General features: G+C 60.2%; 20 protein-coding genes and 1 other annotated feature. Of the genes, 8 read left to right on the top strand and 12 right to left on the bottom strand.

Annotated elements, in window-relative coordinates:
* Window positions 1-146 precede the first annotated feature (146 nt).
* The 5 genes from NW837_RS02535 to carA all read left to right on the top strand — a co-directional run bounded on the left by NW837_RS02535 (window position 147) and on the right by carA (window position 10,595).
* Window positions 147-6,782: a type II secretion system protein gene (locus NW837_RS02535; protein ID WP_414329126.1), complete on the top strand. Its 6,636-nt coding sequence runs from the start codon at window positions 147-149 to the stop codon at window positions 6,780-6,782.
* Window positions 6,783-6,845: 63 nt separating this feature from the next.
* A complete protein-coding gene (locus NW837_RS02530) occupies window positions 6,846-7,598 on the top strand; it encodes a prepilin-type N-terminal cleavage/methylation domain-containing protein (RefSeq protein WP_414329125.1) in 753 nt (250 codons plus the stop codon).
* A gap of 50 nt (window positions 7,599-7,648) precedes the next feature.
* Window positions 7,649-8,740 (top strand): type II secretion system protein J, encoded by a 1,092-nt coding sequence (locus NW837_RS02525; protein ID WP_414329124.1) that lies wholly within the window; start codon window positions 7,649-7,651, stop codon window positions 8,738-8,740.
* A gap of 40 nt (window positions 8,741-8,780) precedes the next feature.
* Window positions 8,781-9,320, top strand: a complete 540-nt coding sequence (locus tag NW837_RS02520; RefSeq protein WP_414329123.1) for a Tfp pilus assembly protein FimT/FimU — start codon at window positions 8,781-8,783, stop codon at window positions 9,318-9,320.
* A gap of 96 nt (window positions 9,321-9,416) precedes the next feature.
* Window positions 9,417-10,595, top strand: a complete 1,179-nt coding sequence (gene carA / locus NW837_RS02515) for a glutamine-hydrolyzing carbamoyl-phosphate synthase small subunit (RefSeq protein ID WP_414329122.1) — start codon at window positions 9,417-9,419, stop codon at window positions 10,593-10,595.
* 2 nt (window positions 10,596-10,597) lie between these two features.
* Here the strand turns inward: carA and NW837_RS02510 are convergent, their stop codons facing one another.
* The 5 genes from NW837_RS02510 to NW837_RS02490 form a co-directional block, all read right to left on the bottom strand.
* Window positions 10,598-12,130, bottom strand: a complete 1,533-nt coding sequence (locus tag NW837_RS02510; RefSeq protein WP_414329121.1) for a UDP-N-acetylmuramoyl-L-alanyl-D-glutamate--2,6-diaminopimelate ligase — start codon at window positions 12,128-12,130, stop codon at window positions 10,598-10,600.
* 60 nt (window positions 12,131-12,190) lie between these two features.
* Window positions 12,191-13,954, bottom strand: a complete 1,764-nt coding sequence (locus tag NW837_RS02505; protein WP_414329120.1) for an ABC transporter ATP-binding protein — start codon at window positions 13,952-13,954, stop codon at window positions 12,191-12,193.
* 59 nt (window positions 13,955-14,013) lie between these two features.
* The gene (locus NW837_RS02500) at window positions 14,014-15,192 is read right to left on the bottom strand and encodes a 1-deoxy-D-xylulose-5-phosphate reductoisomerase (protein ID WP_414329119.1); all 1,179 of its coding nucleotides are present in this window, start codon (window positions 15,190-15,192) and stop codon (window positions 14,014-14,016) included.
* Between the two features lie 240 nt (window positions 15,193-15,432).
* Window positions 15,433-15,726: a hypothetical protein gene (locus NW837_RS02495; protein WP_011432860.1), complete on the bottom strand. Its 294-nt coding sequence runs from the start codon at window positions 15,724-15,726 to the stop codon at window positions 15,433-15,435.
* The gene (locus NW837_RS02490) at window positions 15,723-16,346 is read right to left on the bottom strand and encodes a ParA family protein (RefSeq protein WP_414329118.1); all 624 of its coding nucleotides are present in this window, start codon (window positions 16,344-16,346) and stop codon (window positions 15,723-15,725) included. The genes NW837_RS02495 and NW837_RS02490 overlap by 4 nt, the downstream gene beginning before the upstream one ends.
* 194 nt (window positions 16,347-16,540) lie before the next feature.
* On the opposite strand from NW837_RS02490, the gene NW837_RS02485 reads away from it, so the two are divergent.
* Both NW837_RS02485 and rpsU read left to right on the top strand, forming a co-directional pair.
* On the top strand, window positions 16,541-17,827 hold the full coding sequence (locus NW837_RS02485; RefSeq protein WP_414329117.1) for a trypsin-like serine protease: 1,287 nt from the start codon (window positions 16,541-16,543) through the stop codon (window positions 17,825-17,827).
* A 99-nt stretch (window positions 17,828-17,926) separates the two neighbouring features.
* On the top strand, window positions 17,927-18,112 hold the full coding sequence (gene rpsU / locus NW837_RS02480) for a 30S ribosomal protein S21 (RefSeq protein ID WP_011432857.1): 186 nt from the start codon (window positions 17,927-17,929) through the stop codon (window positions 18,110-18,112).
* Window positions 18,113-18,181: 69 nt separating this feature from the next.
* Here the strand turns inward: rpsU and NW837_RS02475 are convergent, their stop codons facing one another.
* Window positions 18,182-19,540 (bottom strand): TonB family protein, encoded by a 1,359-nt coding sequence (locus tag NW837_RS02475; RefSeq protein ID WP_414329116.1) that lies wholly within the window; start codon window positions 19,538-19,540, stop codon window positions 18,182-18,184.
* 73 nt (window positions 19,541-19,613) lie between these two features.
* On the opposite strand from NW837_RS02475, the gene NW837_RS02470 reads away from it, so the two are divergent.
* The gene (locus tag NW837_RS02470) at window positions 19,614-20,117 is read left to right on the top strand and encodes a hypothetical protein (RefSeq protein ID WP_414329115.1); all 504 of its coding nucleotides are present in this window, start codon (window positions 19,614-19,616) and stop codon (window positions 20,115-20,117) included.
* Here NW837_RS02470 and rplL read toward each other — a convergent pair.
* The 6 genes from rplL to secE all read right to left on the bottom strand — a co-directional run bounded on the left by rplL (window position 20,110) and on the right by secE (window position 23,698).
* A complete protein-coding gene (gene rplL / locus NW837_RS02465) occupies window positions 20,110-20,520 on the bottom strand; it encodes a 50S ribosomal protein L7/L12 (RefSeq protein WP_414329114.1) in 411 nt (136 codons plus the stop codon). The genes NW837_RS02470 and rplL overlap by 8 nt on opposite strands.
* A gap of 63 nt (window positions 20,521-20,583) precedes the next feature.
* Window positions 20,584-21,147, bottom strand: coding sequence for a 50S ribosomal protein L10 (gene rplJ / locus NW837_RS02460; RefSeq protein WP_414329113.1), 564 nt, complete (start codon window positions 21,145-21,147; stop codon window positions 20,584-20,586).
* Window positions 21,148-21,206: 59 nt separating this feature from the next.
* Window positions 21,207-21,366 (bottom strand) — a sequence feature (ribosomal protein L10 leader region).
* Between the two features lie 79 nt (window positions 21,367-21,445).
* Window positions 21,446-22,156 (bottom strand): 50S ribosomal protein L1, encoded by a 711-nt coding sequence (gene rplA, locus NW837_RS02455; protein WP_011432850.1) that lies wholly within the window; start codon window positions 22,154-22,156, stop codon window positions 21,446-21,448.
* Window positions 22,157-22,262: 106 nt separating this feature from the next.
* Window positions 22,263-22,688, bottom strand: coding sequence for a 50S ribosomal protein L11 (rplK, locus tag NW837_RS02450; RefSeq protein WP_011432849.1), 426 nt, complete (start codon window positions 22,686-22,688; stop codon window positions 22,263-22,265).
* Window positions 22,689-22,697: 9 nt separating this feature from the next.
* Window positions 22,698-23,363 carry a transcription termination/antitermination protein NusG gene (gene nusG, locus NW837_RS02445; RefSeq protein WP_011432848.1) on the bottom strand — a complete coding sequence of 222 codons (666 nt, stop codon included), beginning with the start codon at window positions 23,361-23,363 and terminating at the stop codon, window positions 22,698-22,700.
* Window positions 23,364-23,425: 62 nt separating this feature from the next.
* A complete protein-coding gene (gene secE, locus NW837_RS02440) occupies window positions 23,426-23,698 on the bottom strand; it encodes a preprotein translocase subunit SecE (RefSeq protein WP_414329112.1) in 273 nt (90 codons plus the stop codon).
* Window positions 23,699-23,842: the final 144 nt, after the last annotated feature.

Below are 23,842 nucleotides of genomic sequence, written 5' to 3'. Positions count from 1 at the left end.
TCAGCCGCGGCGACCTAGAGTATTTCTTCACTCCTGGCTACAACTGGAACGGTGCCATCTACGCGGGGGGCAGCCTCTTTTTCCGTTACGCCAGCAACAATTTGTTCCGAGCTTTCACCATCAGCTCCGAGCAGTCTTGCTTCTACATGCCTGTCGATAACTCTGAAATTACAGCCTTTGGCGAGCTGGTGGCAGGGGCTATCGGTTACCCCGGACAGGGCCAAAGTGACACGCTAATTTTCGATGCCCATCCTGGTGTGGCGAATGTACCGCCAAGTGTGCCGCTTCCCCGCCTGAATAACCTCAATTTCGATTCGGTTCAAAACAACGCAGATCCTGAGATGGTAGCTCTGGATCCGCTGGAGCTACAGCTTTTCGGTCGAATCCGTAACCGGGGAGACTATGGACAGGATCTGAGCGGATGGGCAACTTCTCCCATCAACGCGAAGAGGTCTCCTGCTTCCGGCCCGGCGGGACGAGTTAAGTCTGGCAGCTTTCAGCCGGGTGCTGATCAAGTTTGTCCTCCCTATGTGGACGATGTGTATCGTGCAGACAACCGCTTTGGGCCCAAGGCCAGCTACGATCGTCCACCGCTAACCCCTGATGCGACAAGGGGCTGCAACGTGGACACTTTCGCCGAAACGTTTGGTGCAAATGCTGGTGCTCCGATCCCTGGGGATGCTCAGAACAACCAGAGGGAATCTCTAACGCAAGACAACCCACCCCCAGGCGCCCTTTCCGAGGTGGGCTTGGATGGCTATTGGGAGCGGCGGGCCCGCGTGGAGGGCTTGCGGGTAATTGTTGGGCAGCGGCTGGAGCTAACCCGCACCGATTCTTTGCCTTTGCCTTTGGTGCCGCCCGGGGATCCCAACGATCCCACCAAGTTGCAGCCCATTTTCATCAGCAACGAGGCGCGGCAACGCCTGACGCTGCGGGATAACCCGGCGGCAGTGCAGGCTACAGCCGTTTACCACTACAGCCACCGAGATGGGCGCTTCCCCATTGCTTGCCTGGCCACGGTGGCCCACCCCGGCACTCCTTGGAGCTTGCAGCGGGCTTCCACGTTCCCTGCCGGCGACCAAGCCAGCCAACTGGGCATCAACTTCTTCACCGGCGAGGGCACCAATGTCTGGGAATATGACCCTGCGCCCATGCGTGAGCGGCTGCGTCCTGGGACGCCCCTGTGGACAGCTTTGACGAACCTGGCCAATTTTGCCGGCGATCCTGACGGGGCCTATCCACCCAGGCAAGAAGCGGGCCGCATTCACCCGGATCCGTTTATCACTGCCTTTGGCAACTTCTCAGAGCTGCGGCGGGTGATCGATACCGTTAACCGAGGTACCCCCGTTAGCCAACTAAGCCTAGCCGACCAGACCACGCTGCAAACGGCAGGCTGCATGTTGGGCATGCTGGCCGACAACATTCTGCGCATCGAGGAGGCTGCCCGTCAGCAAGGTGGCGGCAGTAGCAGCATCGGGGGCGGTGGTTCTGGTGGCACCAGCTCTGGATCTGGGAGCTCGTCCCCAGTTCTCGGCAGCCTCTGGAACGACATTCAAGCCAGCCGAGCTGGGAACCGAGAGGCGGCCAATCGGTTTTATCTGCCGCTGCGCTACATCTTCCCGACCACCAGTTTCAACCAGACGGATACCCTGGAAACGGAGCGGCGCAGCGCTTACTCCTTCCTTCCGAGCACAGTCAGCTATCAGGCTGTAACCAACTTAAACGAGGTTGCTCTGGAGCCCCGTTCTGGAATTGGCAACTGGGCTTTGCCCTATGCCCCAGCCAATTGCACTGCTGCTGGCCCCAATAGCAACCAATTTGATCTCATTCGGATTGGCAACCAGTGCTACCGCGTGCCCTTCAAAGATTCCGTCTTTTACGATGGCCGCGAGGCGATGGCAGTGCGGGCCCTCAACATCGACCTGGCCCTGCTGACCAACAACGTCAACGGACAGAACAACGGGTTGATCAACAGAGATACTTGGCTGCCTGCCGGCATTGGCGAGAACCGAGAAGGGGGGATTTTCTACGCCTTCCGGGAAGATGCCGTGCGGGAAGATGCCATTGCCCGCCCACCCTTGGACACTTTTAATGGCTACCTAACCAGATGGCGCAACGCAAACGCCCGCGGCACTTTGGGCAGCGCTGGCGTTATGAACGCCGGTCAGCCGAATCGAGGCACGGCCAATGGCCAAACGGTCTGGGATCCCCCTGTTTCCGAGCAAGGTCTCAGCCCCAAACCGGTGGACTACTATGCCGATCCGGATCGGCGACCTTACGGCTTCCGCCTGCGCAATGGAGCGGTATTGGCCCGGGGTGGGTTCAGCCTCGATAGGGCGATCTTCGGTCTCTCCTTTGTTTCCGACAACCCCGTTTACATCCAAGGGGACTTTAACCTGCACCAGACGAGGAACGGGCAGCGGCTGGAGGAGTTCACAACTCTCCTCAACTTCGGGGCGGATGGCCTCTACAGCAACTTCTACGGGCGGCTGCGATCCAATGAAGACCGGCGCTTTGCCCGGGCGGCGCAGGATCTCTGGCGGCCGAGCGACGTGTTGGGCGACTCGGTGAACATCCTCTCTGCCGATTTCTGCGATGGCAGCATCGACGACGGCTTTGTGCAGGATGCTACGCTCAACGGCGGTGGCACTAGTTTTGTAGCCAATCGTAACTACCAGGGTAGCCCAGAGCGGGCCTCGGCTCCTCGCCGCAACGACCACTACGGCTGCAGCGGGCCAAACCTAGGAGCCAACACTTCTTTCCTCAACCAAGCGCTGGTGATCCGAGGCAACAACTGGCCGGCTCCGGATCCCAACAGCGCTGGGGTTCTGCGCTTTGACAACACGAACGGGGCCCAGAACCTGGGCGACAACCTCAACCAGCCGGGTTGGCCGGATGTGTTTGCCCGCGACACCATTCTGGCTCCCTTCGACAACGCCGATTCGGATCCCAATAACGATGACAGAACGGCGGGCGGTGGCGTGCCGGCAGTGCGGCCCTTGCGGGCACCCGATGTGGGCTATGCCAACTTCGGCACCCGCATTTCGGCTTTGGGCAACCCGGTGCTGGATACCTCCCGCTGGGTGATGGTAGCTCCACCTGGGCCTTGTCCGAATCCGGGCGGCGCCGGCCTGCTGGCCGAGTATTACAACGGCTGGCTCAGCAGCCCGCAGAACCAGTACGACCGCAACACAGGGTTTGCCGACCCCAATAATCCTCTAGGTCCTGTAGGTCTGCTCCAAACTGCCCAAAACCGCAACCTGCCCTACCTGCGGGCGGTGCGCTGGCCGGATCCGATATTCCCCGTCGACTGGGAACCGATGCCGGACGCCATCGGCCAGTACAACAACGGCTACACCAGCAGTGCGCCCACGTGTAATCCAAATGGGAGCGGTGGGCAGCGCTGGGCCTGCGTGCGCGATGCTATCAGTAATGCGGATGGCACCGTCAATCCGAGCAGCTTTGCCCGCAGCGGCCCTGGTTTCCCCTGGTGGGGCGGCTTCCAGTACCGGTTCGGCGGGAGCAACGATCTGAATTCCAACTCTCCCTTTAAGCGGCGGCTGTATAATAGCACCCCTGCTTGCAACGCCACGCTGATTGATACTATTTTTCAGCCACCCCTCACCATCCTGCAGCCCCTTTGCCGCCTGTCGGTGCCGATTCTCTCGCCGCCGAATCTTTGGGAGCCTCGGCCACCTTTCAACCCGCCTGATCCCAGTCCTGATCGGCGGGATCGCGGCGACTGGTTCTGGATGCCCAGTTGCGGAGAGCCGGACGGCAACAACCGCCTGCCGAACGCGCCCATCGATGCGGATGATATCGGCTATTCCTATAAGCCTGTCGGCAACCCTCGCATTGGATACAGGCTCCTCCCCAACGGAGAAGGAACTAGCGAGCTCGTATTCAACAACCCCAACCAGTTCAACTTCCTGCGCTCCTGCTGGCGGCGCAGAAGCGGTGGATCCGGCAGCGGCAACAACAACGGCAACGACTTCTTCGTCGTTCGCTGGGTAGGGGAGATCTATCCGCGCTGGCCGGGCCTGCAGAGCTACCGCATCCTCGATGCCGATGATGGCGTGCGGTTGATCATCCGGCGCAACCCCGGCTACACCCCTCCCAACCCCGCGGAGCCAGCCACCTTCATCAACCGCGGAGTTTGGAACGGCACTCCCCTCAACCTAGGGCCGGACGCGGCAGGGGCCGAAGCCTGGCAGGATAGCGGCAGCAACATGGTCACCCTGCGCTTGGAGCTGGAGTGCGCGCCTGCAGAAGGGCCTTCTCCTTACCTCGTGGAGATCCAGACCTATGAAAATAGCGGCAACGCTCGCGTGCGCTTTGCCACCCGCGATGGCAGCGAGCTGGAAGACTACGACCTGCGCTACCTGAAGCCGCTGCCGGGGGTGAATAAACCTTGCGAGCCAGATCCGATCAAGGGTAGCCAGCTAGATCAAGATCAAAATCCTGTTCAGCGCTCCTGCGCGGTCAGCCTCAATTGTGATCCCAGGTGGACTGACTGGACGCCCGCTTGTAGAACCGATATTTGTCAACCCACCACCATCACCCAGACCAAAACAGCCACCTTGCCTGCCGGTTGCTCTGGCACTCCGCCAACACCGCAAACTCGGACGATCACCTGCTACCCTCAGTACAACTACGGGCCTTGGTCGGATTGGACGCCTCAGTGTACCCAGCAGCAGCAGTGCAGCCGGGCTACCATTACGCAGAGCCGCAGCCGCACGGTTACGCCGCTGTGTCCCAGCCAAAGCCCCTTTACTGAAACCCAAAACCAAACCATCACTTGCCAACCTCCGGGGGCTACCTGCACCTATACAGACTGGACTCCTGCGTGCACGGTGGCCAACGGCGGCCTGCAGATAACTCAGAGCCGCACTGAGACCTGCACCTCGATTTGCGGGACCACCACCCGGACGCAAACCCAAACGGTTACCTGCCCGAAGACTTGCAACTACAGCGAGTGGAGCCCCTGGTCACCCCCAGATTGCAGCCAGGTTCAGGTTGCCTGCGGCCAAACTAGAACGGTTACCCAAACTCGAACGCGCAACCTGATTGCCAGCACCAGCAGCCCCACCTGTCCAGCAACCGAGACGCAGACGCAAAATCTCACCTGCCAGGGGCCTCCCTGCGGGCCGAGCGTCTTTGCCCCAGAAACTCGTTCCAAGAGCCCCTTGGGCGAGTGGATGGCAGCCAAGCCCAACACGGTGGAGCTGCGCCCCATTCAGGCAGTCGAGGCCGATCCGGAGCCGGAGACCATCAGCGTGAATACGGTGGCTGCGGCTCCTGCCGAGGGCGTAACCATTGCTCTGCAGCCGGAGCTTTCCCCGGTGCTGGAAGTGAAAGCAGGGGTGCCCAAGCCGTCTAAGTGGCCTAACCCTGCTGAAGCTTTGCAGGCGGCCTTCAACTGGATGTTTGGCGAACCGGCCTATGCTGCCCGTGCCGGACTGAAGGGCAATTTGCTCTCCAGCCAGATAGCCAACCCCAGCAAAGAGCCGGGCATCCGCCCTGCTGAGAATATTGGAGCTAAGATTTCTGGAACTCCTGCTGTGGGTACCGATGACTGGGCCCGGCAACTGCGGCGGCAACTGCTCAACGGCAGTGGAGAAATTCGCTGTGGCGATGAACAGGTCACTCCCTCAGACGGTGGCTTCTGGGTGCCGGGGGTATTTCGCCCCAACTTCAACGACCGCTTCAAGTACACCGCCTACACGGGTGCCAGCCGACCCAGCACTCTGCGTACCTCTCCTAAAGGTGCCGATCCTACCTTCGAGGATCTCAACAAGAATGGCATTTGGGATCTGGAGGAGCCTTCAAATGTTTTGGAGCGGGATCCGCTGTTTGGGTTAGACTTGCCGGATCGGCCAGAGCTAGAGATCCAACCCCAGATGGCGCTCAACCCTTACGCCCGCGTCAACAAAAGCGCCGCGACCCAAGCCTACACTCCCGCGTCCAAGTATGCGGACGGATACTACATTAACCACAAGGGCAGTGAAGATATTCGCAATGGCCTCTGCTTCTACGTCAAGCCCAACGGCAACACCATCCAGGTTCAGATCGACCGTAACGGCGGCGATGGCGATGGCCTGGTCTGGGTGGATGTGGAGCCGTTCACCCTGGACCTGAACAAGACTCCCACTGGCTTTGCCGGCGAAAACCCGGTGCTGGGGGTAATCCTGGATGAGGTGACCCGTCGGCCCATTCCCATTCCCCGCTTCCAAGAGCTGGCTTCAACCGATGTGGACCAGCGCCGCCGCAACGACAACGGCACCCAAAACCGGCAGCTCCAGCCGGCCAGGGAAACGCGGGTAAATGCCATTGCCATCAGCGGTGTGATCCCGTCTCGGCTGAATCAGACGGGCGGGGGCATGCACAACTTCCTGCGCCTCAACGAGCTGTGGAGAGATGTCAACCTCTTTTTCAGCGGCTCGATGATCCAGCTCAACTACAGCACCTATGCTACCGGCCCCTTCCTGCAGCACAGCTTTGAGCCACCCGATCTGGTAGCCGATCCAACCTTTGTGCGGGGCTACGACTACTACTACCCACCCAACCGCCGCTTCGGCTACGACGTGGGTCTGCAAATTGCCCGTCGTCCCAGCGCGGTGTCGGCCCGCTTCCAATTCCCCTCCAATACCCGCACCGAGTTCTTGCGAGAGCTGGATCCTCAGGATCCGTATGTGCGGCGGCTGCGCTGTGCCTTGCAACAGCAGCCAGGTGTTCCTCTACAGGCTGCTGCTCAGATTGGAGGTTGCAGTGACTTCAACTGATATTGACTTCCCAAGCTGGGGGTAGATTCAAGGTAGGAGCAGAGTGGGCTAAGGGAGGGATCGATGAGCAAAGGACGGCTTTGGCGGCAACAAGAAACAGGGGGCTTTACCCTCATTGAGGTCTTGGCGTCGGTGGTCATTGTGGCTTTGGCTATGGCCGCTCTTGCTCCTGCTCTCACCCTGATCGCCTACCGGCGGGCCATGACGGAGCGGATAGAAGTGGCCAATCAACTGGCCCGGGCTGAGGTGGATCGCATCCGCACCCTGGTTGACCTGGAGCTGGCCGCTAACCCAGTTGCCTTTCAGAACCCGGCTCAGTTGGCCCGTCTGCCCAGGATTGGAGCAAACCCCTTGGCCAATACCCCGCCTCCTGCTGATATGGACAACCCCGGCCCCAACTACTCCATTCGTTTGGCTGAAGTTCAGGTGCCGGGGCGAAACCCCGAGGTCTATGTCATCCAAACCTTTCGGGATAGGGGCAGGGAATGCATTGACCGACGCAACAACACCGTCATCTCAGGGGTTCCCTGCAGCTTTATGATGGGAGTCAGGGTCTACCATCGCTTTTCCTTTAACCCAAACACTCGGCAAGCTCTTCCTGGCCTGCGCGCTGAGACGGTCTCCGCCAATCAGAACTTGGCCAATGCCGATGTGTGGCTCTTTCCCATGGCCAGCTCGATTGTGGAAGTCAACCTGGCTGCCAATTTGGGGGATGTTTGCCGCGCCGTTTTGGCCGACGTTCAAGCCAGGGGTGGAACACCGACCAACAACTGCAATGCCTTCCCGCTGCCCAGCCCAAGCCCTACCTCGCTTTGAAGCGACGGGTAAGCTCCTCCTGCAGGCTCACAAAAAGGTGGTGTTTTCCTATGTTCAAGGTTTTTCGCCACAGGGTTTACAAGAGTGCGGGGTTTACCCTCATTGAGCTGTTGGTCTCACTGCTGGTTGCCTCCATCTTTCTCCTGGCCACCGCGATGATTGTCATCGAGACGATGCGGCTGGATCGGGAAGAGACGGGCCGCACCCAGGTGCAGGCGGAGCTGACCCAGGCCATGCAGCATATCCAGCAGGATCTGGCAGAGGCGCTTTACATCTACAACGATGCGGAACAGCCCAACGGAGACGGAACGCCAGATCTCATCCAAAGGCTTTACACTCCTGGATGGATTCGCCGCCCCGATGGTGCCGTTCCGGTTGTCGCTTTTTGGAAGCTGAATCCGATCCCACGCGATTGCTATCAAGGCCCTCCGACGTTGCAACAAATCCGAGAAGGCCGAGTAACTTTGAAGGAAAGACCTTCAGGCATTTCCCAATCTGATTGGGAAAACATTCGCAGCCGCCGCAACATCTACACCTTGGTTGTGTATTACTTGCAGCGCAACTACAACAACGCCGGTAACCCAGACGGCAGCACCCCCTGGGAGGGTAATGCGCGCATTGCTAGGTTTGAGTTGCAACCTCTTAATGACACATGCACTGAGCGCAGCCGATTTTTTGTCGAGGATCCGGATCCCTTCCGGGAAGGCTTTCTGGTTTGGCCCTCTGAGCAAGCTAGGGCTCGCCAAACTCCCATTGCTGGGGCAGGCAATCAAGGTAATCGACTGGTAACTCTGGTCTCCAACATCTTCAGCAGCCGGCAGGACAGCCCCCAGGTTGCTCCCCCTTGCCCACAGGGCTATGCCTTTGGAGGAGGCCGACCCAACGGGGTTACCTTCTCGGGGTTGGGGGTCAATCAGAACGATGTGGGTTTTTATGTCTGTGTCCGGCGCGGTGGCTCTGCGAGCCTTCCCCAAGATGTGATTGTGAACATTACAGCAACCGCTATGGAACGCTCCAACCCTGGTTTGTTCCGGCGCTACATTCAAGATGCGACGAGTGTCGATGCGGAACAGGTGTCGCGGTACTTGACGGCGATGCAAACTCAAGTTTTGGCCCGTGGTGTGTTCAATCGTCAAGCCTAGTCAAGCCCATATGACTTGCCCAGAGGGGGGATTCCTGCCTATGCTGGCCTCGGTGAGCGGATCTAGACGGATTGCACCTGCCCAGACAAGGGGCTTTACGCTGATAGAAGTCTTGGCGGTTATTGTCATCATCGGCATCTTGGCTGTGCTGGCCGTTCCCTCTGGGATCAACATCTGGGCGCGGATCCAGCTTGAGGATGCGCAGAACAGGGTGGAGCGAGCCTTGCGCACTGCCCGCACTAACGCCAGAGCCTCTCTCCTGGGCCGAGCTTGGGTGGTGGGGGTGGACAATTCAGAGCCAAACGTGCCGACTCTGGTTATCCAGGATGAGGAGGGCCTCTGCGATGAACCTACCCCCTGTCAGCGGCTACGCCTGAACAATTTTGTAACTGTAGCCAACACCTTCAATGACGGAAGGGCGGTTTTTGAATCCGATGGCCGGGCCCGTCAACTGGGTCGCTTTGTAGTCAGCAGCACCTACTCCCAGGGGGAAAACCGCTGTGTGGTGGTAAGCACCTCAATCGGTACCATTCGCAAGGACAACAACCCTGAGTGTGGCAGCGTGGTAGAGGGAGAATAGTTGGGGTAGGATGGTCGGACTGCCGCCCTCACCCCCGGCCCCTCTCCCAAAGGGAGAGGAGGGTTTGGGGGGCTGGTAATGCTGTAGGTTCCTTCTATGCTCACGGCTTCCCCACCGCTTGTTTTTCCCTGGCAAACTCGTCAGCCGGCTCTCTTGGTGCTGGCGGATGGCACTGCTTTCTCCGGCTGGTCTTTTGGGGCGCCGGGCACGGCGGTGGGGGAGGTGGTGTTCAACACAGGCATGACCGGCTACCAGGAGGTGATCACCGACCCTAGCTACCGGGGGCAGATCATTACTTTCACCTGCCCTGAGCTGGGAAACACCGGAGTCAATGAGCTGGATCAGGAATCGGCCCGGCCCCAGGTCGCGGGAGTGATTGCCCGCAATGTGTCTCGCCTGGCCAGCTCCTGGCGGGCTACATCCACCCTCCCCGAATACCTGCAACGATATGGGATCCCGGCCATTGCTGGGGTAGATACGCGGGCTTTGGCGCGGCGGCTGCGCTCTCAGGGGGTGATGAACGGGGCCCTTTCCACGGAGACTTTGGATCCCCAGGTTTTGTTGGAGCGGGTGCGCCAGGCTCCTTCCATGCAGGGGTTGAGCTTGGTGGCGGAAGTTACTACTCCTCAACCCTACGAGTGGCTGGAGCCTACGCCTGCCGATTGGGACTATGGGCGCAGCCAAGGGATCCCGATCCCGGAGCCGCCCCTGCGGGTGGTGGCCCTGGATTTTGGCATCAAACGCAACATCTTGCGCCGCCTCACCCGCTACGGCTGTCGCGTCATGGTGTTGCCGGCCAATGCCAGCCCGGAGCAGATTTTGAGTTACAACCCCGATGGGATCTTCCTCTCCAATGGGCCAGGGGATCCCGCCGCTGAGACGACTGCCATCCGCACCACGCAAGCGCTGCTGCAAACCGGGAAGCCCCTATTTGGGATTTGCCTGGGCCATCAGATTCTCAGTTTGGCCCTAGGGGGATCCACCTACAAGCTCAAGTTTGGCCACCGCGGCCTCAACCATCCCTGTGGGCTGGACAAGCAAGTGGAGATCACCAGCCAGAACCACGGATTTGCGGTGGATGCCGCTTCGATCCCCGCCGATGGGGTGGTAATCACCTACCTCAACTTGAATGACCGTACCGTGGCCGGGATCCGCCACCGTCACCTGCCCCTGTTTTCTGTGCAGTATCACCCGGAGGCCAGCCCCGGCCCCCACGACGCCGATCACCTCTTCCGCGAGTTCGTGGAGCTGATGCTGCAGCACCGCTCCCGTTAGCCTCACCCCCGGCTTTTTTCCCTCAGGGCCAGGGCGGCGCGGGCTTCTTCTCGGTCGTCGAAGTGAATCTTCTCGGTGCCCAGGATCTGGTAGTCCTCATGGCCTTTGCCGGCAATGACCACCGTATCCCCTGGCTGGGCTGCGAGGATGGCCAGGCGAATGGCCTGCCGCCGATCCACCTCCACCGCCCTGGGGGATCCAGGGATCCCGGCCAGAATATCCCGTAGGATCTGCTGGGGATCTTCGGTGCGGGGGTTGTCGGAGGTAACGATCACCTGATCGGCCCAGGTGGCGGCAATGCGGCCCATCTGCGGTCGTTTGCCCCGATCCCGATCCCCGCCACAGCCAAAGACGCAGATAAGTTGCCCTTGCACCTGGGAGCGCAGGGCCTTGAGCAGGTTTTCCAGGCCGTCGGGGGTGTGGGCGTAGTCCACAACTACCGCGATATCCTGCCCCGGCAGGGTCACCCGCTCCATCCGCCCCGGTACGCCCGGAAAGTGGGGCAGGGCCGACTGGATGATCTCGACAGGGATCCCCAAGTGCAGGGCTACCCCCACCGCCGCCAGCAGGTTGGCCAGGTTGAAGGATCCCACCAGGGGGGCTGCCACGGCAAAGGCGCCAGAGGGGGTGTGGAGCGTCGCCTGTAAGCCGTTGGGGTGCAATTGAACGTTGCTGGGCCAGAGGCCGGGGATCCCTTCCAGAGGCTGCAGCGAGTAGGCCCAGGGCTGCAGATCGGGCCGAATGGCTTGCAAGAGCCGCCGTCCCCCGGCATCGTCGGCGTTGATCACCGCCCGCCCTTGGAGATACTCCTGTCGGAAGAGGGTGGCTTTGGCCTGCCAGTAGTTCTCCAGCGTCTGGTGAAAGTCCAGGTGATCCTGGGTGAGGTTGGTCCAGACGGCAGCGGCAAAGGAACATCCCCACACTCGATCTTGAGCCAATGCGTGAGAGCTCACTTCCATCACGGCCACCTCTGCCCCGACTTGGTGGGCCTGCCGCAGGCTGCGCTGCAGCTCTAGGGGAAAAAGGGTGGTGTGGGGAGCAACTTCGCTGTGGCCCGGCCAGCGGTTGTACAGAGTGCCCAGCAAAGCCGCGGAGCGGCCGGCAGCTTGCACCAAATGTTCGATTAAGTGGGTGGTGGTGGTTTTGCCATTGGTGCCCGTCACCCCCACCAAGGTCAGTTGGCGGGCGGGAAACCCATAGAAAGCTGCCGCCACCTGGGCCACGGCCCTGTTCAGGCTGGCGCGAGGCAAAACCAGGACGGGCTGACTTCCCCATCCAGCCTCTCCGCTGACGCTCTCCCACGCCTCTTGGGAAATGAGGGCCGCCACTGCCCCTGCCGCCAGGGCTTGGGCCACGAAGCTACCTCCATCCACGCGGGATCCCGGCATCCCCAAGAAGAGATCCCCCGGCTGTACCTGGCGAGAGTCGGCACAGAGGCCCCAGACCTGCACCCCCTCCAGGGATCCCTGGGCCAATCGGGGCTGGATCCCAGCTTGGTGGAGCAATTTGGACAAAGTGATCCCAGCAGTTTCCATCGTTGCCACTCCCCACAGCTTTGCCGGTTAGGGTAGCGGCCAGGGATTGCCGCCGTCAAATTAGGCCAGGGCTTCCTCCAGCTTTTGCTTGGCCCACAGAGAAGCGTAGAGGCCCTTCTCGTCCGCCAGCAATTCGGCATGGGATCCCTTCTGCACAAGGCGGCCCTGGTCCATCACCCAAATCTGATCGGCCTCCACCGCAGCCGTGAGGCGATGGGTGATGAAGATCACCGTTTTCTGGGCCGTGACCCGACGCAGATGGCGAAGAATGGCCTGAGCCGTCTGATTGTCCACGCTGGAGAGAGAGTCATCCAGGATCAAGATGGGAGCATCCACCAGCAAAGCCCGGGCCAAGGCCACCCGCTGTCGCTGGCCACCGGAGAGGGTGATGCCCCGCTCTCCCACCAGAGTGTCGTAGCCCTTGGGAAAGTTGAGGATCTCGGCGTGGATGTGGGCGGCTTTGGCCACCCATTCCACCTCCCAATCTTCGGCATCCGGCTTGCCGTAGCGAATGTTATCCCGGACCGTGGCGCTGAACAGGAAGCTCTCCTGGGGCACATAGGCAATGGCCCGCCGCAGGGATCCCAGTTGAATCTGGGTGATATCCTGCCCATCCAAAAACAGTTGCCCCGGCTGGATCTCCAGCAGCCGAGGAAGGGCATTGGCCAGAGTGGACTTGCCCGCCCCAATCGGCCCCACCACCGCCACCATCTGGCCCGGTTCTATGCAAAAGTGCAAATCCTCTAGAGCCGGAGCTGCTGCAGGGCCGGCGAAGGCAAACGCGAGACCTCTGGCCTCTAGGCGACCCTGCACCCTCTCCAGAGGCAACGGCAAAGCGCCTGGGGCGTCTCGGATGGTGGGTTCTACCCCCAACAGAGCATCGATCCGCTCCAAGCTGACCTGCCCCCGCTGGTAGGCCGTGATGGTGAAGCCCAGCAGGGCGGTGGGAAATACCAACCGTTCCACGTAGAGGGTGAGGGCCGAAAAATCCCCGATGGTCAGCGTCCCTGCCGCAATCTGCGGCCCCCCCACCGCCAGCAGTAGCAACAAACTGAGGCTGACCAGCGCCACCAAAGAGGGGAAGAGCAAGTTGCGGGTGAGGGCTAAGCGTAAATTGGCCTGCAGCAGCCGCTGGTTCTGGCGGCGAAACCCCTGCTGCTCGTGCTGTTCTTGGCCGTATACCTTGATGACGGTGATGCCGTTCAGATCTTCTTGGATGAGATCGCTCAGATCCGCCAACTCCTGCTGCACCTGGAGCTGCTCCTGCTGCAGGCGGTTGCTGCTCAACTTCACCAGCACCAACATCACCGGAAACACCGATAGGGCCAGTGCGCTGAGGCGGGGCTCAATGCCAAACATGGCGGGCAGAGTGGTGGCATAGGCGAAGATCGTGTTGGCCAAATTGAGTAGGGCAAAGCCCAACAGGCGGCGGATGTTTTCCACATCGCTGGTGATGCAGGTGAGAATGTCCCCGATGGTCTGCTGGGCAAAGTAGGAAGGCTGCAGGGTGAGCAAATGCTCGAAGATGGCTTGCTTGAGGTGAAACTCCACCTGCCGTCCCACCCCAAACATCCACACCCGCGAGGCAATGCGAATGCCCATCATCAGGCTGGAGACGACCAGCACCGTTAGGGCGTAAAGGGCAATGCGCCGGTCCGACAAAGTGGCCAGGTTCTGGCTGAGGTCATCGATGACCAGCTTGACGTACCAGGGCAGGAACACCCCCAGGCCATTGACCAGGAGCAGGGATCCAATGCCCAACCCCACCTGTCGTCGATAGGGGCGCAGATAATGGGCCAATTGTCGGAGATGGGATCCGGTCACTCACTTGCTCCCTGCATCCTCTTCCACTCTAGCGTTCAGCCGGATCCCCCAGGTAGGGATCAGACCAGAACCTGAGCCGGGGCTTGCTGGGCCAGTTGCGCCGTTTCCCGCCGTGCCCAGGCATCTGCCTGCAAAATGTCCTCCAGGCTGGGATCGGCAATGACTTGATGCCGCTCACAAACCCGCTCCAAGAGACGGGGAATATCCAAAAAACGGATGCGCTCCTGCAAGAACAGGGCCACCGCCGCTTCGTTGGCCGCATTCAACACTGCCGGCAGCGTTCCCCCCCTCCGCCCGGCGGCATAGGCCAACTCCATGCAGGGGTACTTGCGGTGATCCGGAGCCTTAAAGGTGAGGGATCCCAGCTTGACCAAATCGAGGGGATCCCAGGGGGTGGCCAGGCGTTCCGGCCAACTGAGGCCGTAGAGGATGGGCAGGTGCATGTCCGGCCAGCCCAACTGGGCCAGAACCGAGGTATCGGCCAGCTCGATCAGGGAGTGGACAATGCTCTGCGGGTGGATGAGGATGTCGATGTGGTCGTAGTCCAGGCCGAAGAGCCAGTGGGCCTCGATCACCTCCAGGCCCTTGTTCATTAGGGTAGCCGAGTCGATGGTGATTTTGCGCCCCATCACCCAATTGGGATGCTTGAGGGCATCGGCCAGGGTGACCTGATCCAATTTTTCGGCAGGCCAATCCCGAAAGGCGCCACCCGAGGCAGTCAACAGGATTCTTCGCAGGGATCCCGCGGGCACTCCCTGTAAACACTGGAAAATGGCCGAATGCTCAGAGTCGACGGGGATCAGGTTCACCCCGTACTGCCGCACCAAGGGCAGCACCACCGGCCCCCCTGCCACCAGGGTTTCTTTGTTGGCCAGGGCAATGTCTTTGCCGGCACGGATGGCCGCCAGGGTTGGCAACAAACCGGCGCAGCCGACGATCCCCGTCACCACCCGCTGGGCCGCCGGGTGAGCCGCCACCTGACACAGCCCCTCCGTTCCGGCCACCAACTCCGGCAGCGGTCGGATCCCGGTCAGCAGCGACCGCAGCTCCGGCAGCAGCTCCTCCCGGCCAATGGCAACCATCTGGGGCCGAAACCGCCGTACCTGCTCGGCCAAGAGGGCGACGTTGCTGTAGCTGGTCAGGCCAACAACCTGAAAACGCTCTGGATACTGGGCCACCAAGTCCAGAGTTTGGGTGCCAATCGAGCCGGTGGAGCCGAGCAAGGTGATGGCTTGCATAAAGGATCCCTTTGCACCTGAAAGAGCGTGACGTCCTCCCAACGCAGACTTCCCCTCGCGCAACTTGCCCAAGGACTCCGTCCCGCTATTGCGAACGGCCCCACCTCGCGTTCGGGGATCCCTGCCTCACGCCCCTTCATCTTATTCTTATCTGGAATCTGTGTGCTCCCTCCGATCCCCGACAGCGGGATCCTATGCGGCTGTGGGGTCCGCGATGCCCCCCTTCCCCAGATTTTGGTTTCAAACCTTTCCCGACTGAGAACGCAGCCACTGGCTGAGCAGCGCCTCGATCAGCTCCGAAAGATCTTGATCCGATTCCAACAGGATGCGCTTCACGGCTCGGTGAGTCTCTTTGGGGATGTAGGCCGTCAATTTGACGTACTCAGAGCTGTTGGGCTTGGCGCCTGCTTCCGGTTGCTCGAGGGTCGGCTTGGGTTCTGGAATCTTGTAGGCTTGGGCGCTCAGCTTTTTCGGGGCGGGTCGGGCCGGGATCCCCTCTGGCTGCCGGTCGAGAAGGCGCTCAAACTTGCTCATGACGAGATTTCCTCCCCCACAGCAACGTAGTCTGACCAAGCTTGTTTGGCTCTCGGCTCTGGGATCTCGTGAACACAGACCCCCTCCAGAGCAGCCCGTTGAAAAGCCACCGTGCGGCGAATGGAATGGTGGCAGAGAGGAATCCCGACTTGCTTAAGAAAGTTGCGGGCCTCCGCTCCATCTCGGTTGGGCCAGGGGGGAACCAGCGTCAGCAAGACCTTGTAGTGCTTTGCCCCCAACCGGTCTAGGGCCTTGGCGGTCAGCATCAAGGCATCTAGAGCCAAGGCATCCGGGGAACAGGGCAAAAGCAGCAGATCACACCGCTGCGCCAGAGCGTGTAACTGTTCCGGGGTGGGACGGGCAGGAGTGTCGATCACCGTGTGCTGAAAGCCTGTGGGCGTGGGAGTGGTGGGATCCGCAGCCAATACCTTAATAGGAAAGGATGGCCCCCGTTCTGCCCAGCGAGAGGCCGAGCGATTGGGATCGGCGTCGATCAACAGGGCCATCCCCGACCCACCCAAAGGGGCTGCCCCTTGTTTTTGCTGAAGGTAGAGGGCCAGGTGTACCGCCGTGGTGGTTTTGCCCACGCCCCCTTTGAACCCCAAGACCGCGATATTCATCTGCCACACACCCTCCCACCCTGGTTTTACTGCCCAGGTGCACGGGCGGCAAGAGGCAAAAGTGGGCATTGGGGTCTTGGGGCAACTCGGGAGAGCCGGCCGCGGGGAGAAGTTCTCCCGGTTGCGCAATCTTTAGGCTTCGCCGGTAGGATATCCTTGACTAGCACAACCGGCTGGCTTTGGAGAATCTGACCATGCCTCATCTCTCGCGATCCCATTCCCCCCTTGGCTTGGCTCGCTCTTGGTCTATTCCGCTGGGGTTGTGTCTGGCCCTGAGCATAAGCGCCTGTGGCGGCGGGGGTTCCAGTCGCCCGCTTCCCCCAGTCTCAGCTCCTCCCACAGGACGAATTGAGGGATCCCATTTCGACGATCTCAACGGCAATGGGCTGCGGGATCCGGGGGAGCCGGGGCTGCCGGGCATCGCCACCTTTTTGGACTTAAACGGCAATGGCCGCCTCGACCCGGGGGAGCCCAGCACCGTCAGCGACGGCGGCGGCAACTTCCGCTTCTCCAACTTGCCCCCTGGCACCTACCGCGTCACCGCCCTTTTGCCCCCAGGGCGAATCTTCACCACGCCGCGCTCAGGCTTGGGGCTGGAGCGGATTGTGGGCGGCAGACCTGCTCCCGAAGGGGCCTTTCCCTGGATGGTGGCTTTGCTGAGGGCGGCTGAGCCAGATCCCTCTCGAGCGCAGTTTTGCGGGGGATCTCTAATTGCCCCGGAGTGGGTGCTCACCGCTGCCCATTGTTTTTTCAACGATCAAGGCCAGCAGGATGTGAATGCACGCAACCTGGATCTGTTGTTGGGAACCACCCGTCTGCAATTGGGCGCTGGCCAGCGAATTCGCGCCGCGCAAATTGTCCTCAACCCCGGCTACAACCCCCAGGTGGGGAAACTTGGGGGGAACGACATTGCCCTGGTGCGCCTCTCTCGGCCAGTGGCCCTGCCTACCCTGCCGCTGGTGCAGCCCAACCAAACCAACCTGACGGCCCCTGGCACTGCCGCCACCATCCTCGGCTGGGGAGCCACCTTCCCCAGCGCCCCGGATCAAGAACCCAGCGGCCCTACCCGAGATTTGCAGCAGGCCACCGTTCCCATCGTCTCCAATGCGGTGTGCAATGCACCCCAATCCTACAATGGCACCATTTTGGATACTATGCTCTGCGCCGGCTTTCCTCAGGGGGGAGTCGATGCGTGTCAGGGCGATAGTGGTGGGCCTTTGATTGTGTCCAGTGGCACGGGTTTTGCCCTGGCCGGAATCACCAGTTTTGGCATCGGCTGCGCCCAGCCCAATTTCTATGGGGTGTATACGCGGGTGTCTAGCTTCGCCGGTTTTGTGCAATCGGTAATCGGCAGTGCCCCCAGCCCAACTCCAGCACCACCCTCCCCTCCACCCCCCACCGGGACAACTGCTTCATTCGTTGTCAATTTGAGGGAAGGTGAGGTGGTTGCGGGGCTCAACTTTGGCAGCCGGCTACAGTGAATAGGAACTGTAGCAGCAAGCAGCGGGGCGGAGATGGTTTAGGATAGGGATCCCTGTTGTAACCAAACCCATTTGATTGACGGAGGAGATGTCTTTCCTATGACCCAAGTGACGATTGGCGAAAACGAAGGGATCGAATCTGCGCTGCGTCGCTTCAAGCGCCAGGTTTCTAAGGCGGGCATTTTACGGGACTTGCGCAACCATCGGCACTTTGAAACCAACCTAGAAAAGCGCAAGCGCAAAGCGGTGGCCGTCCGGCGCAACCGCCGCAAGTCCATGGCCTAGGCTACTGCCGACACTCGGAAATCTGAACCCCTCTGAACAGGGCTTGTGGCCTTGCCCGAGGTTCTGACGTTAGTTTCTCGGAATCTGGGTTGGGCCAGCCTGCAGGGATCCGCTCAACACGTCGATTTCCAGCATCAGTTCTTCGCCAACATAGCTCTCGGGCAAAGGAGCAAAGGGGGCTGAGCGCTGGATGGCACTGAGCACGGCTGCATCCAATAGGGGATCTTCTGAGGGGGTTTGCAGGCGCAGTTCCCGCAAGGATCCCTGTCGATCCAGACGCACCTGCACCACCGTTACGTAGGATCCGGATGCCCGCCGTACCATCCAGTGTTGGCGAACCCTTTCTTGGAATTGAGCCAAGTAGTCTCCCCAATCCGGATCGGCGACGGCATTGAGGCTGGGTGGGCCTGCCTGAGAGGACTCGATCCCACTGGTGCGACCGAAGTCGGAGTTGTGGGATCCGGTAGGAAAAGTCGGGGGCAAGGTGGGAGAAGGCTCTTCCAACGGGGCTGCGATCGGCTCTGGAGAGGGCAAAGTTGGATGCGGATCCGCTGGAGCCGACAGGTAGGGTTGTGGCAAAACCTCAGGAGAACTTGCTGCTCTTTCGGGTTGAGGCTTGAGGGATTGAGCAGGAGAGATCTGAGCCGATTTGGTCTCCACTGCTGCTGCCGAGGAGGTAGCCAGTAGGCTTTGCAGATGCCGACGATAGTCCTGTAGTTGTTGGCGCTGCAGAGAGGACAGAGGCCAGCGATCCAGCCATTCTTCCGTCAGATGTAGCGCCTCTGCCCAATTGTGATCGGCAACTGCCTGCTCCAGAGCTGCTAAACCCGCTGATAGATTTTCTAACCTGGCCTTTGGCTGCTGCTGAGGAGAGGCAGAGTTCCGGGCGGGCTGGGGCACCTCAAGCTCCCTTGTCGGCGGAGAAAGGATCTCAGGGACAGGACTCCCTGCGGCTGAGGCGAGCAGAGGCTGTGCCGTTGCAGAAGTGACCTCTACCCATTCACCTGGATTGGCCACTTGCGACTGCCGCACCGATACGTGATCCCGAGGTTCAGAGACACCGGACTCACGGGCGGAGACGGGCGCAATCCACTGCGGCTCTGGGGGCGGCTCGTCTGCCACCTCCACCCACTGAAAGGGGAGGATCTCCTCCTCTTCCCGGATCCTAGGCTGCCAACCCACCCAGCTCATCGCGATGAAATGCAACCCTGCCGAGAGCACATTGGCCAGCCCCAGACGCCAAGGTAAGGAGCGGCGTTCCTGCTCTCGTTTTTGTTGAGAACGGCTGAGGCGAGGATCTGGATCCGTCAGTTGGTTTGGCCGGCTCTCAGCAGCCGGTTCTGGTTTGGGGGAGGTGGACTCTGCAGTAGGTTGGGCCGGGATCCCTGTGTTACGGAGATCTCGGTTGGGGTTCAATTCGTTTTGCACCTTTCCACCTCTCCCCACAGCCACATGCCAACAGAAGCCCACTGACACTTTTCTACTGTCAGAGGATCGCACAGTGCGTATCCTGGAGGGCACCTGGTTTATGCCTTTTGGTCGCAAGCTCAAAATCACCTACCCCAACGGCCTCATCCACATCATTTTCACAGCGGCTACCCCCATCGACGACCAAACCTCGCAGGTGGTGCAATTCTGTTTACGCAACGATTCGGAAGCAGAGGTGAGTGCTGAGAGTATCATCGCCTTCGATCGGCAGGTGACCCTTGAGGATCAACGGGTTCTGGAAAGCACCGACTATGACGTTCCCCTCGATATCAAGGCGGAGCAGCACATGTTCACGGATAAACCCGGCATTGTCATGCGTCGCAAGCTGGCTGCCCTTTTGAAAGCCCACGGAGAGGTGGAAGTGCGACGCAGCAGGGGACAGGGATCCCGAACCCACGCCAATGGTCGGGCAGACCCAAAAGAGGGGCCGGAGCAGCCCCCCTTGGGTTTGAGAGTCTTGATTAGATTCCTCGTCAGAGCAGGGAGAGGCGCTCTCCTCGTAACTGGAACTACTTGATCTTGACGGTGGCGCCGGCTTCTTCCAGCTTTTTCTTGATGTCGTTGGCTTCCTCTTTGGCAACCCCTTCTTTGACGGGTTTGGGAGCCGCCTCGACCAGATCTTTGGCATCCTTCAGGCCCAAGCCGGTCAACTCGCGCACCACCTTGAGGATGGCGATCTTCTTGTCGGCTGGCACAGCCTCGAGGATGACATCAAAGGCAGTTTGCTCTTCCACCGGCTCAGGGGCTGCCGCCGGAGCTGCCGCCGCCGCTGCCACAGGAGCTGCCATGACCATGCCGCCGGCTGGGGCTGCTGCACTGACGCCAAAGGTTTCCTCGATGGCTTTCACCAGCTCGGAAGCTTCCAGCAAGCTCAAGGCTTTCAACTCTTCCAAAATCTTTGCAACGCGCTCTGAAGACATGATGGTTTCTCCTTGGGGGTAACAGAATCGATACACAGGTTTGGGCTGATGAACTGAAGCCCTTTATGCGGCCTCCTTGTCGGCAATGGCCCGGATGGCCCGCCCCAGAGAGGCTGGGATCTCGTGGATACCGCGCGCCACTTGCGTGGGCACAGCATTGAGCCCGACCGCCAGGCCGGTGGCCACCGACTTGAGGCTGCCCGCCACTTGGGCCATGAGCACTTCCTTGGGCGGTAGCTCGGCGATGGCCTTGGCCTGCTCCAAGGTCAGGGATAGCCCTTCAATGCCAGCACCGCGGAACTCAGTTTTCTTGGTTTGCTTGGCAAAATCTTGATACGCCTTCAGGGCGGCTGAAATATCGCCCCGAATCAAGATAAAGGCCGTAGGCCCCGCCAAGAAGGGAGCGATCCCTGCCCAAGCTTTTTGGTCGGCGATGGCCCGCCGCATCAGGGTATTCTTAACAACCATGCAAACCGAATCCGATTTGCGCAGCTCTGCCCGCAGTTGATCCATCTCCGCAACGGTCAGCCCCTTGTAGTCGATCACCAGCACCATTTGGCTGGCCTGCAGCAGGGATCGGACTTTATCGACGATCTCCGCTTTCTTCGCTAAAGGTTGCTTGCCCATGCGCTCACCTCCTTTGTTGTCAATGGTCACCCAGGGTTGAACGGGTGGTGAATCTGGGTTCTGCCAAACAGAATGCGTCCCAGCCGTGGCCGAGACGCATGGAGATAAGCGCACCATCAAAAGCGATCCAAGAAGGGATCCCTTTGAACTTCGCTCAAACCTCGGCAGGACATTAAGCCCGCGGGCACCTGCTGTCTTCGGCTTGCTATTCGACTGGGGAAAGATGTTCTGCCGGGATCCTCCTCCAAATTACACTCACTCAAACCCTTTTCAACCCATCGCAGCGCCGAAGCCAGGCTTAGGTCGCCAACTTCAGCTCCCGCAGGGCATTGATATCAACCTCAATCGAGGGGCCCATTGTAGCAGAAACATGTAGGGTTCGCCAATACTTGCCCTTGGCTCCAGAGGGACGGTTGCGATCGATGGACTCCTGCACTGCCTTTAGGTTCTCCAGCAGAGCTTCGACAGGGAACTTGCACTTGCCGAAGATCAAATGCACAATGCCGGTGCGATCCGCCCGGTACTCCAGCTTGCCGGCTTTAAACTCTTTGATCGCCTGGGCCAGATCCATGGTTACCGTTCCCCCCTTGGGAGAAGGCATGAGGCCGCGCGGCCCCAACAGCCGCCCCAGCTTGGCCACTTGGGGCATCACATCGGGGGTGGCGATCAGAAGGTCAAAATCCATCATGCCCTTGCTGATTTCCTCGATCAGGTCTTCATAGCCAACCCGATCCGCCCCTGCATTTTGGGCCTCCACCACTTTCTCGCCGCGGGCAATCACCGCCACTCGGATTTCTTGGCCGGTGCCCCTGGGCAAGACCACGGTGGTGCGCAGTTGTTGGTCGGCGTACTTGGGATCGATCCCCAGGCGGATGTGAACCTCTGCCGCCTCCTCAAATTTGGCGGTGGCCGTCTCCTTCATCAGGGCCAAAGCGGCTTCGGGAGCATAGGCAATGGGCTTCACCTTCTCCCGCAAAGCCTGCATACGTTTGGAAAGTTTTCGAGCCATCGTTTCTCCTCGGGGTACTGGCGAGAACTTCTCTCCCCCACAGTGGTTTGCTAGAACAACTTTTTCAAGACCGTGAACACCTCAGACCGGGCAAGGGATCCCTCCATCAATCCACCACCGTCACCCCCATGCTGCGGGCAGTTCCGGCAATAATTTTCATGGCCGCCTCCACATCGTGGGCATTCAAATCCGGCAGCTTCTGCTCGGCGATCTGGCGCAGTTGAGCTCGGGTCAGGGATCCCACCTTGGTTTTGTGGGGCTCGCTGGAGCCAGACTCAATGCCCAGAGCTTTCTTGATCAACACCGAAGCTGGCGGCGTCTTGAGGACGAAGGTAAAGCTGCGATCCTCGAAGATGGAGATTTCAACAGGCACCACCATCCCGGCCTGATCCGCCGTCTTGGCGTTGTACTCCTTACAAAAGGCCATGATGTTGACCCCGTGTTGACCCAGGGCCGGGCCAATGGGGGGAGCGGGGGTGGCCTTGCCCGCCTGAATGGCCAACTTGACCACGGCCACCAACTTCTTAGCCATGAAACGCAGTTACACCTCTTTTCGCACTTGACCGAACTCTAATTCTACCGGGGTATCGCGCCCGAAAATCGAGATCAACGCCTTGAGCTTGCCCCGTTCTGGGCTGACCTCCACCACCTCGCCGTAGAAACCCTGGAAGGGGCCGGATAGCACCTCGATGCGATCCCCAGGGGCCATGTCGATTTTGAGGGGCACTTCCTCCACCTCGACGCTGCTGAAGATGCGCTGGACTTCGCTTTGGCTGAGGGGACGCGGTGTAACATGCCCCCGACCGCGACCGTAGGCCCGCTTTTCTTCGGTGCCGACAAAGTTGATCACGTTGGGGGTTGTTTTCACCACCATCCAAGTGTCGTCGTTCATGTCCATGCGCACCAGGACATAGCCGGGAAAAATCTTCTCCTCTTGCTCCTGGCGCTTGCCGGATCGATCCAGCTTGAAGCCCGTCCGCTTCGGGATCACCACCTCGACAATTTGATCCGCCACATCCAAAGCAGCCGCCCGTTGCATCAGGGTGCTCTTCACTTTGTTCTCGCAGCCTGAGGCCACCTGCACGGCGTACCAGCGCAGGTTGCGACGCTCTTGACCTTCCCCCTCGTCTGGTTCCGGGATCGCGTCTGCAGGCTCAAAGTGCTCCACACGGCCCCCACGACGTTTTCGCTGCTGCTCTGGCCTCATCACCTCACATCCTCCCTGTAGCCATCCTTGAACATGACTCTCTTGCCCCTCAGGACAGAACATCACAAGAACAGCTGAGTGGCTACCCAAGCAAACACTTGATCGACCAGGTAGATGAAGGAAGCAAAAGCCAACACAATCAGTAAGACCCCTACCGACTCGCCGATCAATTGCCGGCGGCTCGGCCAAACAATCTTGCTTAATTCTGTGCGGGTCTCTTGAATAAAACCCAGGATCCCTTTGGGTGCGGTGGAACTGTCTTTGGAGTGACCCCGGCTGGCGGGATCCAAACGCTGCTCCGTATCGGTTTTGCTGGAGGGGGTGCTCTTAACCACGGCGGTGTTCTCCTAATGGATCCCGAAAACGGTGTACCGCATTTCAGCAGGCACGGGATCGGCTTTGCGATCCTAACAGATTTACCGGGAATGGGATCCAACCTTAGGGAGTGGGGGTGGGCTCAGGTGCCAAGGAACCGGGAG

It is taken from the genome of Synechococcus sp. R6-10, assembly GCF_047461815.1.
In the GTDB taxonomy this organism is placed as follows: Bacteria; Cyanobacteriota; Cyanobacteriia; order Thermostichales; family Thermostichaceae; genus Thermostichus.
This window is presented reverse-complemented; position numbering and strand designations above follow the sequence as displayed.

Excerpts from the sequence above, each read along its gene's own strand:
- NW837_RS02525 (WP_414329124.1), top strand. The coding sequence starts at position 7,649 with ATGTTCAAGGTTTTTCGCCACAGGGTTTACAAGAGTGCGGGGTTTACC.
- NW837_RS02520 (WP_414329123.1), top strand. The coding sequence starts at position 8,781 with ATGCTGGCCTCGGTGAGCGGATCTAGACGGATTGCACCTGCCCAGACA.
- NW837_RS02535 (WP_414329126.1), top strand. The coding sequence starts at position 147 with ATGCCTGTCGATAACTCTGAAATTACAGCCTTTGGCGAGCTGGTGGCA.
- NW837_RS02530 (WP_414329125.1), top strand. The coding sequence starts at position 6,846 with ATGAGCAAAGGACGGCTTTGGCGGCAACAAGAAACAGGGGGCTTTACC.
- rplJ (WP_414329113.1), bottom strand. The coding sequence starts at position 21,147 with ATGGGCAAGCAACCTTTAGCGAAGAAAGCGGAGATCGTCGATAAAGTC.
- rplK (WP_011432849.1), bottom strand. The coding sequence starts at position 22,688 with ATGGCTAAGAAGTTGGTGGCCGTGGTCAAGTTGGCCATTCAGGCGGGC.
- NW837_RS02510 (WP_414329121.1), bottom strand. The coding sequence starts at position 12,130 with ATGGAAACTGCTGGGATCACTTTGTCCAAATTGCTCCACCAAGCTGGG.
- NW837_RS02500 (WP_414329119.1), bottom strand. The coding sequence starts at position 15,192 with ATGCAAGCCATCACCTTGCTCGGCTCCACCGGCTCGATTGGCACCCAA.
- rplL (WP_414329114.1), bottom strand. The coding sequence starts at position 20,520 with ATGTCTTCAGAGCGCGTTGCAAAGATTTTGGAAGAGTTGAAAGCCTTG.
- NW837_RS02490 (WP_414329118.1), bottom strand. The coding sequence starts at position 16,346 with ATGAATATCGCGGTCTTGGGGTTCAAAGGGGGCGTGGGCAAAACCACC.
- rpsU (WP_011432857.1), top strand. The coding sequence starts at position 17,927 with ATGACCCAAGTGACGATTGGCGAAAACGAAGGGATCGAATCTGCGCTG.
- carA (WP_414329122.1), top strand. The coding sequence starts at position 9,417 with ATGCTCACGGCTTCCCCACCGCTTGTTTTTCCCTGGCAAACTCGTCAG.
- NW837_RS02485 (WP_414329117.1), top strand. The coding sequence starts at position 16,541 with ATGCCTCATCTCTCGCGATCCCATTCCCCCCTTGGCTTGGCTCGCTCT.
- rplA (WP_011432850.1), bottom strand. The coding sequence starts at position 22,156 with ATGGCTCGAAAACTTTCCAAACGTATGCAGGCTTTGCGGGAGAAGGTG.
- nusG (WP_011432848.1), bottom strand. The coding sequence starts at position 23,363 with ATGAGGCCAGAGCAGCAGCGAAAACGTCGTGGGGGCCGTGTGGAGCAC.
- NW837_RS02495 (WP_011432860.1), bottom strand. The coding sequence starts at position 15,726 with ATGAGCAAGTTTGAGCGCCTTCTCGACCGGCAGCCAGAGGGGATCCCG.